The sequence below is a fragment of the Streptomyces sp. NPDC005820 genome (assembly GCF_040630255.1).
Lineage (GTDB): Bacteria > Actinomycetota > Actinomycetes > Streptomycetales > Streptomycetaceae > Streptomyces.
In genome coordinates this window covers 20,401-33,589 of sequence record NZ_JBEXXE010000055.1, presented here as the reverse complement: position 1 = coordinate 33,589, position 13,189 = coordinate 20,401, and the positions used below count along the sequence as shown (strand labels likewise).

Here is a 13,189-nt window from a genome sequence, read left to right as displayed (position 1 = left end):
TACCGCCGTACGCCGCATTACTCGATGACCAGTTCTTCGAACGTGATCGTCACGGTCTCGGTCAGCGCCGACGCCTCGCCCGCCTTCACGGTGCTGGTGTCGATCTTGCTGCACCACGCGTTGCGCATGTTGTACCGCTTGACCGGGTTGTTCATGTAGTCCATCACCATGATCGTGGCGTTCTTGCGGGCGGAGCCCATCGAGCCGTTGATCGACTCGGTGATCCACTGGTTGAACGCGGCGGACTGGGTCATACCGCGCACGACCGTGCAGGTGCCCGCCTTCTTCACGCCCGGCAGCTTCTTGGTGACCGGCTTGCCCTGCGCGGAGACCTGCTGGTACTCGATGACGTCCTGTTCGAGGCTGAGGCCGCTGACCTCGGCGAGGTACTCGACCATCACGCCGTCGATCTGCAGGCCGAAATTGTGCGAAGTAAGGGCGTCACCCGGCTGGAGGCTCATCTGGGTTTCCTTCTAGGGGAGTTGACTGCGGTGCGGTGGACGGCGAGGGGTGCCTACTCCTCCAGCTCCCCGTTGCCGCTCGAGAACTGCGCCAGCCGGAAGATCACGAACTCGGCCGGCTTGACCGGCGCGATGCCGATCTCGCACACCACCCGGCCGACGTCGACCGACTCCGGCGGGTTGGTCTCCTCGTCGCACTTGACGTAGTACGCGTCCTCGGGCTTGGCGCCGAACAGGGCGCCGCTGCGCCACTCGTTGACCAGGAACGCCGAGACGTTGCGCCGGATCCGGGCCCACAGGGCGTGGTCGTTCGGCTCGAACACCACCCACTGGGTGCCGATCAGGATCGACTCCTCCAGGTAGTTGAAGTACCGGCGGACGTTGAGGTAGCGCCAGGCCGGGTCGGAGGACAGGGTGCGCGCGCCCCAGATGCGGATGCCCCGGCCCGGGAAGGCACGGATGCAGTTCACGCCGATCGGGTTGAGGAGGTCCTGCTCACCCCGGGTGATCTGGATCTCCAGGTCCACCGCGCCGCGGACGACCTCGTTGGCGGGGGCCTTGTGCACACCGCGCTCGGAGTCGTTGCGGGCCCAGACGCCGGCGACGTGGCCGCTCGGCGGGATCAGCCGGGACTGGCCGGAGGCCGGGTCGAAGGACTTGATCCAGGGGTAGTACAGGGCGGCGTACTTGGAGTCGTAGCCGGCCGTCTCCTGACGCCAGACGCGGATCTGGCGGGCGTTGAGGCTCGGCGGCGGGTCGATGATCGCGACACGGTCGCCCATCAGCTCGCAGTGCGCGATCAGACCGAGCTGGACGGCCTTGACCTGCTCCAGGTCGATCGCGCCGCGCTGGTAGGCGGCCATCAGGTCGGGCACCGCGACCATGGAGATCTCGTCGACGGCCTCCAGGCCGCCGAAGCCGGTGCGGTCGGCGCTGTCGCCGAGGTACTGCGCGGGGCCGACGGTCGCCGTGTCGTCGGCGGCCGGCACAGCGGGCGCGGCGGCGGACGCCGACGGCAGCGCCACCGTCTGGTTGTCCGGGCGGGCGAGCTGCGCGGCGGGCGCGGCCTCGGCCACGGTGATGAACCGGGACCGCTCCTTGACCTGGGTGACGACGTAGGCGCGGTTGCCCTTCTTGGCGCTGACGTCGAAGGTCTCGACCGGCTGGTCGCCGTCCTTGACGATCAGCTTGAACCGCTCGGCGGGGCCCTCGCCCTCCGCGTCCGCGACCTCGACGCTCAGGTTGCCCGGCGCGGTCGCGGTCACCGAGAAGGTGCCGAGCTGCTTCGGCTCACCGGCGGGCAGCGCGGCCGGGGCGGCCGAACCGGTCACCGCGGAGGGGGACTTGGTGTCGCCGGACGCGCCCGCGGCGGAGCCGCCGACACGGACGACGTAGGCCGCCGAACCACCGTTGTTGAAGAAGCCGTAGACGGAGTGCGCCAGGTAGTACCCGTCGGTGAAGTCACCGAACGCCGCCACGTACTGGGTCCAGTTGGTCACCAGCGTCGGCTCGTTGAGCGGGCCGGTCGGGGCGAGCCCGACGAAGGCCGCCACCGAGGTGCCCACCCCCTCGATCGGGCGGGAGCCGCTGGCCACCTCCTCGACGTATACGCCGGGCGACAGGTAGGACGGCATGCTGTGCTCTCCTCGGGGTACGCGTCAGGACGTTCCCACCGTCACGCGCGAAGCGCGTCGCCCGAAACGGCCTCGGGTGCACGTCCCGGGGCACAGTCGGTGCCCGGTCGGGCAACCGGGGCCCTAGGACCGGCCTGCCGCGGGCCGGGGGGTGAGGGGCTCCGGCGGGACTCCCACGGGCCCAGTGGCCGGACCTGGGGGCCTGTCCGGCCGGGAGGGCAGCCGGTGCGGTCCTGCCGGGCAGCCGCTCTGCCCCCTGGCCTCTGACCCCGCTCGCCGCCACACCGTAGCGTCGGTGCGTGAGCCTGTGGACCTCCCTCGAACCCGCCTCCGTCACCGTCGACCCCGGCAGCCGGGCGACCGTCCGGCTGCGGGTGCGCAACACCGGTGACGTCGTCGACGAGTACCGTTTCGAGCCCGTCGGGGACGTGGCGCCCTGGACGACGGTGGAGCCGCAGACGCTGCGGCTGTACCCGGGGACGACCGGCACGGTCGAGCTGACCTTCGCGCCGCCCCGCACCTCGGACGCGACGGCGGGGCCGAACCCGTACGCCGTGCGGATCACGCCCACCGAGCATCCGGACGCGGTGACCGTGCCGGAGGGGAATCTGACGATCACCGCCTTCACGGAGGTGCGGGCCGAGCTGGTCCCGACGACCGTGAAGGGGCGCTTCAAGGGCCGGCCCCGGCTCGCGATCGACAACCTCGGCAACACCAAGGTGACCGCCTCCCTCAGCGGCGGCGACAACGGCGACCGGCTGCAGTACGAGCTCCAGCCCGCCAACGTGCAGATCGAGCCCGGCCGGGCCGTGTTCGTGGACACCACCCTGCGGCCCCGGCAGATCATCTGGTTCGGGTCCAAGGAGGAGCAGCCCTACCGGCTGGCCGTACGGCGGTCCGGGGCGCAGCCGCTGGAGGTCGACGGCACGTTCGTGCAGCGGGGGTTCCTGCCGCGCTGGCTGGCGACCGCGCTGAGCGTCACGATGGCCCTCGCGATCGCGTTCGTGATGATCTGGCTGGCGTACAAGCCGCAGGTGCGGTCCCTCGCCTCGGAGAAGCTCGCGGAGGCCGGCGCCACCGCGCTGCCCAGCCCCTCGGCGCCCATCGAGAGCGCGCCGCCCGCGGCCGCGACCAGCGCGCCCGCGGCCCCGGAGGTCCCCGCGAACACCGGCGGCGACACGGCGGCCGCCGGGAGCGGCAGCGGCAGTGGGAGTGGCAGCGGCAGCGGCAGCGGGAGCGGCGGGGGGTCGTCGAGCACGACCACCAAGCCGAAGAAGCAGACCGCCGCGGACGCGGTGCAGGCCCTGGCGGCCCGCAGCGACGGCCGGCACATCTGCTACCGCGCCTATGTCGCCGACCGCGGCTGGCAGGACCCGGTGTGCGACGGCGCGATCGCCGGTACGACGGGCAAGGGCCTGCCCATCAAGGAGCTGAACATCGCCACGGTGGGCACCAAGGGCGTCAACGGCAACGGCGCCCATGTGACCGAGGGCTGGCTGACCGGCTCCAAGTGGTCGAGCGCGGCCGACGGCGCCGACATGTACATCGGCAGCCTCAAGGAGGCGGTCTCGCCGCTCCAGGGCTTCACCATCGGGTTGGGCGACGGCAGCTCGGTCTGCCAGAACGCGCACATCAAGGACAAGGGCTGGCGCGGCGTGGGCTGCTCGGACCCCAACGCCAAGGACAAGTGGATCTACGGCGGCAGCCCCATGGACTGGAAACTCCAGCTGGAGGCGGTCCGCTTCACCCTTTGAATCCTCCCCTCCCTGAAGGGAGCGGATTCCTGGCTCAGGCGGCCACCTGGGGCAGCGCCCCAGGTGGTCCTACGCCATCAGCACCAGCCGGGCACGGCCTCGGCTCCGGCCAGGCGCCAGCGGGCTCCGGTCATGTCGAGACGGCCTTTCACCAGGTGGCGGCAGGCTCACCCATGCCTCGAGCGTCAGGGTTGCGGCGCCCGCACGGCGCCGCGCCTCATGTGCGTTTCCGGGTGCGGTTCCCCCGCCGACTCAGCTTTCGGCCCTGAACTTGCCCGGCGTGGTGCCCAGCCTTTGTTGGAAGACGCGTGTCATGTGGCTCTGGTCGGAGAAGCCGCACAGGGTGGCGATTTCCCGCAGGGGGTTGCTCGTCCGCTGGAGCATGAGCTGGGCCCGGGAGACACGCTGTTTGATGACGAATTCGTGTGGAGTCGTACCCGTGGTCTGCCGGAACCGCCGCGCGAAGTGATAGCGGCTCAGGCCGACGCAGTCGGCGAGGTCGTCGAGGGAGATGTTCTCGCGCATGCGCGAGCGAATGAATTCCTGAACGGCACCGATCTGTCCTGTGGTGAGCGTGTCGTTGGAGCTGTGTTCCTTGAACTGGACCTGCGCGTGGCGCCGCAGGATGTGCACGGACAGTTGACAGGACAGGGACTCGATCAGCAGCGGACTGCCCACGTCACTGTGCGCGGCCTCGGCCGCGATGTGCATGGCCGTGCGGTGGATCGCCGGGTCGCTGGCCTTGAGGACGTCGTGGAGTTCTATGTCGGCGATATCGCGTTCGTACATCTGACGGCAGGTCGCGGCGAGTTCGTCCTGGGTGAGGTAGACGTGCACGACCTCGATTCCCTCCGGCCAGACCCAGTGGGACTCGGCGGCGCGGGTGAGCAGTGAGACGTCCCCGGGGCCGAGGTGTTCGGTTGACCAATGGCCGTCGAGGCGACGTCGCATGGCCGTGGTTCCGCGGCGATAGGCGACGATCATGTAGTCCCGCATCGGGGGGACTGCGACATCGGAGCCGCCGTAGCGGTATCCGCGTACCGACATGCCGTCCCAGCCCTGTTCGGGACTGTGCACGGTGAGGCGCCCCGGCACCCAGGTCGGAAGCTCCTCCGGCCTGATCAGGTGTTGCGCCATCGCACTGCCCTCCACGTCGACGCTGACGCTCGGCAACGGCCGCGCCGCGCGCATGCGGCGATTCGTCGCGTTTCGACGCTAGCGCCTGAGCGCGGTATGCGACAGATCAGGGGACTCGCAGTGCCCGCATGTTCAATCCGGGCGGCGGATTGTTCAACGCGTCGAGACGCGCCGCGCCTCTATGACGTGCGGCTTCCTCCGTCTCGTTGCCGACCGTGCACGTTCCTTCAATGCCCGGGCATTCCTGTTCAAGCCTTTTCGGCGGGATCCGGTGCACCGTTCTCGGCCATCAGATGTGCGCTCGTACGGCCCTGGGCCGCCAGGTGGGCTCGTACGGCACCGCAGCTTCCGTTCGATCGGAGATGCACCCGTGACAGTCGAAGATCAGTCACCCGGTACAGACGCAAGCAACTGGGTCGCCCTGGATGCGGGCGGCACGATGACCGACGCGGTCATCGTCAGCGAGGACGGTCGCTTCCTCGTCGGCAAGTATCTGACCAACAAACAGGACGAGTCAGTCAGTTTCATCGGGTCGATCGCCGATGCCGCGAAGACCGACGGCCGGCAGCTGTCCGAGGTGCTGCCGCACAGTGAGGTCATCGTCTACGCCGGCACGATCATGCTGAACACACTGCTCAGCAAGACGGGGTCGTCCGTGGGGCTGCTGCTGACGCAGGGCTTCGAGGACTACCTGCTGATGGAGAAGGCCGAGGGCGGCTGGCTGGGCTATCCCTACGCCGACCGGCTGCATACCGTGACCCATCATCATGACGACCCGGTGATTCCGCGGTCGCGAGTGCGCGGCGCGCAGGAACGCGTCGACCTGTTCGGTCAGGTCGCCGTCCCCCTGCGAGAGGAGGACGTGCGGGTCGCCGCGCGGGAACTGGCGGCCGCCGGGGTCGAGTCGATCGGCGTGATGTTCCTGTTCTCGCACATGAACCCCGCGCACGAGCAGCGTGCGGCGGAGATCATCGTCGAGGAGGCACCCGGCGTCTCGGTGGTGCTGTCCTCAGCGATCGCACCGACCCACAAGGAGTACACGCGGCTGGCCAGTGTCGTCGCGCAGTCCTATGCCGGGGAGCGGGCGCGCAGACACTTCAAGTCCGTGGAGGACAAAGCGCGTACGGACGGTTTCCAGCGGCAGGTGTCCACGCTGCTGGCGCACGGCGGCACCGTGCCGGTGGACACCCCGCGACTGTACGAGTCCTATGTGTCCGGTCCGGTCGGCGGGGTGCTGGGCGGGCACCACATCGGAGAGATCCTCGGTTCGGACAACGTGGTCTGCTGCGACATCGGCGGCACCAGCTTCGACGTGGGCATCATCCGCGACGGCACCATCCCGATCACCCGGGAACCGACCCTGCTGAGCTTCCGCACCAACATCCCGATGATTCACACCGAGTCGATCGGTGCCGGGATGGGCTCGGAACTGGGGATCCACCCGCTGACCGGGAAACTCACCATCGGCCCGCGCAGCGCGGGATCGGATGTCGGTGCCTGTCTGAACTGGCCGAACCCGACGATCACCGACTGCCACCTGCTGCTGGGCTATCTGGATCCGAACAACTTCCTCGGCGGTGACGTGCCGCTGGACAAGGACGCGGCGCAGGCGGCGCTGGAGCCCATGGCCAAGCATTTCAAGGTCGGCGTCATGGAGTTCTGCGAGCGGGCGCATCAGCTGGTCACCGAGTCGATGCGGGAGTTCCTGTCGAACATGCTCCGCGGCCGTGGGTACACCACCGAGGAGTACTCACTCATGATGTACGGCGGCGGTGGCCCGCTGGGCCTGTCGGGGGTGGTCGACGGGCTGGACTTCAAGGAGGTCATCACTTTCCCCTTCGCCGCGGTCTTCTCGGCCTTCGGCGTGCTCTGCGCGCCGCGGCGCTACCGCTACCACCAGGCGACCATCGCGGCCTGTCCACCCGGGGACGACACTCCCGCCCGCGCGGTAAAGGGCGCGGCGATCGAGGCGATCAACGCGGCCTGGGCGTCGCTGGAGGAGCGCGCGCGTCAGGACTTCGCCGTCCACGGCTGGGACTTCGGCGCGGCCAAGCTGAACCGCTCGGCGTATGTGCGCTTCACCAACCAGCTGTCGGACTTCGAGGTCCCCTGGGACGGTGCCCGGATTGCGTCGATCGACGACCTGCATGAGCTGATGCGCGGCTACGAGCGCGTCTACACCAGCATCTATCCCAAGCAGGCGCTGTACTCCGAAGTCGGCTACCAGATCCTGGAGCTGGCTCTCTCCGCGGACCTCGAGACACCCAAGCCCGCCGTCCCGGTGCTCGACCTGCACGGCAGGACCCCGTCCTCGTCGGCCCTCAAGGGAACCAGGCCGGGCCACTGGAGAGGCCAGGACATCACCTTCCGGATCTACGAGATGGACGAGCTGCAGGCCGGCAACGTCGTGGGCGGCCCGGCGGTGATCGAGCACCCGGCGACCACGCTGCTCATCCCGCCCACCCATCACGTCGAGTTCGACAGCCGCCGCCTCATCCACTACCGCGCCGGCCAGGCCTGACCGCCGTCCCACCGAGGAGACACACACCATGGCCTACCAGAAGCCGACGCTGCTCCAGCAACTGCGACGCAGCGAGCAGCTCTTCGAAGAGACCGGTCACTACCAGGGACTGACCGAGCTGACCAACCTCGAAGCCGACCCGCTGCAGTTCGAGTCTTTCCACTCGCGGCTGCTGTCGACCATCATCTCGACGCGCGAGACGATGAAATACATCGCATCCTCCCCCGCCGTCCGGGACTTCGAGGAGTTCGTGATCGGGCTCTACACCCCGGAAGGCGACGCCATCGCCCTGTCCAGCGGGATCATGGTGCACGTCCATACTCTGTCCGAGTTCATCAAGTTCATGATCAAGAACGGGTACGAGGACAACCCGAAGATCCGGCCCGGGGACATCTTCGAGAACAACGAGGTGTGGGCCGGCGGAGTGCACACGCCAGACGTCATGACCGTCATCCCGGTCTTCCACGGCGACGAGCTCATCGCCTGGGTCGGCGCGGTCGCCCACGAACTGGAAGCGGGCACCTACGAGGGACCGGGCATGTCGGTGCTCACCCCGGACCGCTACGGCGAGGGACTGCACATCAGCGCCGAGAAGGTCGGCGAGGACGACCACTTCCGTCACGACTACATGCTGCGGCTGCGCATGGGCCTCAGAAACGCCAACTGGTGGATCCTGGACGACAAGGCCAAGCTGTCGGGCTGCCTGATGGTCCGTGACGCGCTCACCGGGATCATCGACGGGTTCGGCCTGGACTACTACAAGCAGGCCACGAAGGAACTGATCGAGGAAGGCCGCCGGGAGTTCCTCAAGCGGGTCCGCACGACCATGGTGCCGGGCACCTATCGCGGGCTGACCATGCCGGTGCACAAGCGCAGCCATGTGCCGTTCGTGCACCCGCTGGCCAAGAACGACTTCATCGACCTGGTGCGCCAGGAGATGACGATCACCGGTGAGGGCCGTATAGAACTCGACTACGAAGGTTCGACCGGCTGGAGCTTCCACCCGTTCAACTGCGCGCCAGGGCCGATGAACGGCGGCTTCTGGATCACTCTCACCCAGCTGCTCAACTACGACGGTCGGGTCAACGACGGCGCGTATCTGGCGGTCAAGCAGTACCTGCCCGAAGGATCGATCGTCAACGCGAACTACCAAGGCGTGGCCACATCGTTGGCCTGGTGGACCCTCATCCCGATCTTCGCCAACGTCTGGCGGCTGATGGGCATCAGCTGGTACGCCAGGGGATTCACCGAGGAGATCCTGATGTCCACCCCGACCTGCATGGTGGGGGTCGCCGGTTTCGACCAGTTCGGCGGGCCGACCGGCTACAACAACTTCGAGATGGCCGGCGAGAGTTTCGGCGCCCGTGGCGTGGCCGACGGCATGGACTGCGGCAGTCCGATCTGGAACTCGGAAGGCATCCAGGGCGACGCCGAGGTCTGGGAGCTGACCGGCCCCAACGTCTACCTCGGCCGCAGCTTCGTCCCCGACCACCAGGGCTACGGGCGATTCCGCGGCGGGTCCGGCTGGCAGTCGCTGTGGATGGTGAAGGGCTCCGACGTGGTCAACGTGACCCTGTCCGGATCCGGGTGCATGAACGGCGGTGTGTTCCACAAGGGGCTCTTCGGTGGCTACCCGCCGGCGGGCTGGAAGTGTCTGTGGGCCACCGGAACCAACATCGCCGACCTCACCGCCCGCGGCGAGAAGCTGCCGTCCAGCCTCGAAGAGGCCGAACGCATGCTGATGGACGGCACGATCACCGCCGAGGACTGGTACTGCGGTCCGGACAACCAGTGGTCACCGAACCTGCGGGAGGGCGACCTGTTCGGCGTGCTGTACTACGGCGGCGCAGGCTACGGCGACCCGCTGGAACGCGAAACCCCTGCCATCGAGAAGGACCTCGCCAACGGCCTGATGACCGCTCACGGCGCACGGGCGGCCTACGGCTACACCGGCTCCGACGCGGACACCCAAACCGAACGCGTACGGCGTCGGCAAGCCCGGCTGGCCGCATCCGCACCCGCATCCGAATGGTGGGCCGCCGAACGCGACCGCGCCGCCGCGGGTGAGGTCTCCGGCATGGTGCACCACGCCTTCGCCCGCTCGGCCAAACTGTCCGACGCCCTCGTCACCCAGTACAAGGCGTTCTGGCAGCTCGACGAATTCCCCTACACCGAGACCGGCGAGCCGAACTTCTCCGCCCCGGCCCCCGTCGGCTTCTTCTACCCGAGCTCGTCCAGCCGGCCGCGGCCCGACGCGACCGCCTCCTGAAACCTCCTGGAACCTCGCCGAAAGAGGGCAGCACCATGACCACCGGCCACGACCGCTCCCCCGTCTCCCGCCAGGAGACGACGACCGCCCTGGTGCAGCGCAAGCTGTCCTGGGAGGAACTGCTCGGGCTCATGCGGGCCCCGAAGGACGAGTCCCGCTTCGCCGAAACCCTTGTCGCACTGCAGCAACTCGTCGACTGGCACGAGCAGATCCTGCTCCCGCTCGGGGAGAACCTGTTCATCGTCGCCAAGGACGGCAAGGCCATCGTGAAGACGAGGGCAGGCGCAGAACTCGGCCCGTGGAACGGGAACTGGAAGATGCACTGCCGGGTGATCGTCCGGCGCACCCGCGAGGACTTCCTGGAGGTCTACCCCGAGGAACACCTCACCATCGATCCCGACCTCGTCGAGATCCGCGAGTTCCTGTGCCCGGTCAGCGGCACACTCCTCGACGTCGACTGCGTGCCGCCGACCTTTCCGGTGGAGGTCGACTTCACCCCCGACCTGGCGACCTTCTACACCCGATGGCTCGGCCGCGACCTGCCCGTGACGCTGTAGGGAAACGGCCGGCGGGGCGCCCCCACACACTCCCGCCGGCCGTCTCCCCTCCCCCTCGCGCCCGATGCACGTGGCGGGCTCACGGAGTTGGAAAGGCGACGATGAAGACACCCGACACCGACCTGCTGTGGAACCCGGATCCCGAAACCGCCGCCCGCTCCAACATCTCCGCCTTCATCCGGTGGCTCGGGGACACGCGCGGCCTGTCGTTCGCCGACTACGCCGATCTGTGGCGGTGGAGCACGAGGGACCTGCCCGCGTTCTGGTCCGCCGTCTGGCAGTACTACAGCCTCGACAAGGTCACCACCTACGACGAGGTACTGGCCTCCCCGGCCATGCCCGGAGCCCAGTGGTTCACCGGAGCCCGCATCAACTTCGCCGAGCGATGCCTCGCACATCCCTCGACACATCCCGCGGCGACCCGCCCGGCGCTGGTCAGCCTCACCGAGGGCGGCATACCGGCCGAGACCTCGTGGGCGGACCTGCGCCAACAGGTCGCCGCAGTCAGTACCACCCTGCGCGATCTCGGCGTCGGGCCCGGCGACTGCGTCGCGGGGTACCTGCCCAACATCCCCGAGGCCGTTGTCGCCCTGCTCGCCGCCGCGGCGGTGGGCGCCGTCTGGACCGTGTGTTCCCCCGATTTCGGCACCCCCAGCGTGCTGGCCCGGCTCCGGCAGGCCCGGCCGACGGTTCTGATCGCCGCGGACGGCTATCGGCACGGGGGGAAGGAGCACGACCGCCGCGGACAGATCGCAGACATCGTGGACGGCCTGCCCACGGTGCGCCACCTCGTCACCGTCGACCGACTGCTTCCGGCAGCTTCGGGCACGTGGTCGCGACGGAGTGATGTGACCCAGCACGAGTGGACCGCATGGGCCGCCGCGGACGCCCTCCTGGAGTTCACCGACGTGCCGTTCGACCATCCCCTGTGGATCCTGTGGTCGTCGGGGACGACCGGCATCCCGAAAGGCATTGTGCACAGCCACGGCGGAATCGTCGTGGAGCTCCTCAAGGCCCTCGGTCTTGGTGCCGACCTGCGTCCCGACGACCGGTTCCTCTTCATCACCTCCACCAGTTGGATGGTCTGGAACTTCCTCGTCGCAGGGCTCCTCCACGGAGCCACGGTCGTGCTCTACGACGGCAGCCCCGCCTTCCCCGACGTCGACGGCGGGTGGCGGGTCGCCGAGCGCACCGGCGCGACGATGGTCGGCGTCGGCGCGGGCTATCTGGTCGCGGGTGAGAAGGCCGGTGCCAGCCCCGGCGCCGACGTCGGCCTCGGGGCGATCCGGTCGATCCTGCAGACAGGCTCCTCCCTGCCACCGTCCACCTGGCGCTGGGTATACGACCATCTCTCGCCCGACGTCTGGCTGCAGTCGGTGTGCGGCGGCACGGACGTGTGCTCCGCGCTGGCCGGGGGATCCCTTCTCCTCCCCGTGCGGACCGGCCGCATCCAGTGCCCGGCCCTCGGCGTGGCACTGGCCGCCTGGAACCCCGACGGCGACCCCGTGATCGACGAGCAGGGCGAACTGGTCGTCACCGCGCCGATGCCGTCGATGCCACTGCGCTTCGTCGACGACGCCGACGGCTCCCGCTACCGGGCGAGCTACTTCGACACCTATCCCGGAGTCTGGCGGCACGGGGACTGGATGACCGTCTCCGCGGACCACACCGTCGTCGTGTCCGGCCGGTCGGACGCCACCCTCAACCGCATGGGCGTTCGCATGGGCTCCGCCGACATCTACGCCGTCGTGGACCAACTCCCCGAGATCACCGACAGCCTCGTCATCGGGGCCGAACTCGAGGACGGCGGCTACGTCATGCCCCTCTTCGTCGTTCCGGCTCCCGGCGTCGCACTGGACGACGTCCTCCGCGGCCGGATCAGGGACGCGATCCGGCACGCGTTGTCCCCGCGCCACGTACCGGACACGATCGTCGCCGTCCCGGCCGTCCCGCGGACCCTCACCGGAAAGAAGCTGGAGGTCCCCGTCAAAAGGATCCTCCGGGGCGCAGACCCGGGCGAGGTTGTTGCGACAGGCGCTGTCACCCACCCGGAGATGCTGGTCTGGTTCGCGGAGTACGCGGCTGAGTTCATCACCGGATCATCCAGCGCCGGCGGCCGCCCTGCCTGAGCGCCGCCGAGGAGACGCGCGGCGCTGGTGTTCGCCGACCAGGTCCTGTCTGGAGTCCGGATCGCGCGTTGGTAGATCGCCTGCGTCATGAGGCCCGCTTTTGGCAGGCCGTTGGTCATGGCCCGAGGCGATCTCACCGACGACCAGTGGGCCCTGATCGAGCCCCATCCTCCGATCGCCGCGGTCGGCCCCGTCCCCGACCTGCGGAAACACTTCAACGCAGTGATGTGGCGGTTCCGGACGGGTAGCCCCTGGCGTGATCCGCCGGATGAGTTCGGGCCCTGGCAGAGCGCGTACGACCGCTTCCGGATCTGGGCGGCCCAGGGTGTCTTCCAGCGTCTGATGGAGGCGGTGATCGCCGAGGCTGCCGCCCGCGGCCAGGTGGACCTGGGGCTGGGCAGCGTGGACTCGGCGACCGCCCGGGCCCATCACCACGCAGCCGGGATGGCCCTGGACCAGGAGCAGTTGGCCGCTCGGGAAGTGGCCTTCGAGGCCGAAAAGGGGGCGCTGCGGAGGGACAAGAGCCGCAGGACGGACAGACCGAGGGTGACCCGGGTCTTGCGGCGACCGGCGCTGCTGCCGCCCGCCGGCGTTCGTCCTCACGCCCGGCCAGGCCGGCGACAGCCCTCGGTTCGTTCCGGTCCTGGAGCGGGTCAAGGTGCGCGGACCGGTCGGACGTCCCCGGACCTGAACGAGGCGGTCTGCCGGAAGCCACGTGCTTCCGGCA

At 68.9% G+C, this 13,189-nt stretch carries 8 protein-coding genes and 2 pseudogenes; 7 read left to right on the top strand and 3 right to left on the bottom strand.

Annotated elements, in window-relative coordinates; translation table 11 throughout:
- Positions 1–17: 17 nt before the first annotated feature.
- Both ABZ464_RS44175 and ABZ464_RS44170 read right to left on the bottom strand, forming a co-directional pair.
- Positions 18–461, bottom strand: a complete 444-nt coding sequence (locus tag ABZ464_RS44175; protein ID WP_133910917.1) for a phage tail protein — start codon at positions 459–461, stop codon at positions 18–20.
- Between the two features lie 53 nt (positions 462–514).
- Complete coding sequence (locus ABZ464_RS44170; RefSeq protein WP_359287581.1) at positions 515–2,095, bottom strand: phage tail sheath subtilisin-like domain-containing protein; 1,581 nt, start codon at positions 2,093–2,095, stop codon at positions 515–517.
- A gap of 299 nt (positions 2,096–2,394) precedes the next feature.
- Here ABZ464_RS44170 and ABZ464_RS44165 point away from each other — a divergent pair, with 299 nt between their 5' ends.
- Positions 2,395–3,849, top strand: a complete 1,455-nt coding sequence (locus tag ABZ464_RS44165) for a hydrolase (protein WP_359287580.1) — start codon at positions 2,395–2,397, stop codon at positions 3,847–3,849.
- Between the two features lie 252 nt (positions 3,850–4,101).
- Here ABZ464_RS44165 and ABZ464_RS44160 read toward each other — a convergent pair whose 3' ends face one another.
- The gene (locus ABZ464_RS44160) at positions 4,102–4,986 is read right to left on the bottom strand and encodes a helix-turn-helix transcriptional regulator (protein ID WP_359287579.1); all 885 of its coding nucleotides are present in this window, start codon (positions 4,984–4,986) and stop codon (positions 4,102–4,104) included.
- Between the two features lie 181 nt (positions 4,987–5,167).
- Between ABZ464_RS44160 and ABZ464_RS44155 the strand changes: the two genes are divergently transcribed.
- The 6 genes and pseudogenes from ABZ464_RS44155 to ABZ464_RS44130 all read left to right on the top strand — a co-directional run.
- Positions 5,168–7,507 carry a hydantoinase/oxoprolinase family protein gene (locus tag ABZ464_RS44155; protein WP_359287578.1) on the top strand — a complete coding sequence of 780 codons (2,340 nt, stop codon included), beginning with the start codon at positions 5,168–5,170 and terminating at the stop codon, positions 7,505–7,507.
- 28 nt (positions 7,508–7,535) lie between these two features.
- Positions 7,536–9,776, top strand: a complete 2,241-nt coding sequence (locus ABZ464_RS44150) for a hydantoinase B/oxoprolinase family protein (protein ID WP_359287577.1) — start codon at positions 7,536–7,538, stop codon at positions 9,774–9,776.
- 35 nt (positions 9,777–9,811) lie between these two features.
- Positions 9,812–10,333 (top strand): acetone carboxylase subunit gamma, encoded by a 522-nt coding sequence (locus tag ABZ464_RS44145; RefSeq protein WP_359287576.1) that lies wholly within the window; start codon positions 9,812–9,814, stop codon positions 10,331–10,333.
- Between the two features lie 101 nt (positions 10,334–10,434).
- Positions 10,435–12,462, top strand: coding sequence for an acetoacetate--CoA ligase (locus tag ABZ464_RS44140; RefSeq protein ID WP_359287575.1), 2,028 nt, complete (start codon positions 10,435–10,437; stop codon positions 12,460–12,462).
- 87 nt (positions 12,463–12,549) lie between these two features.
- A pseudogene (locus tag ABZ464_RS44135) lies at positions 12,550–12,795 on the top strand (transposase); the annotation flags it as partial.
- Between the two features lie 244 nt (positions 12,796–13,039).
- A pseudogene (locus ABZ464_RS44130) lies at positions 13,040–13,150 on the top strand (IS5/IS1182 family transposase); the annotation flags it as partial.
- Positions 13,151–13,189 lie beyond the last annotated feature (39 nt).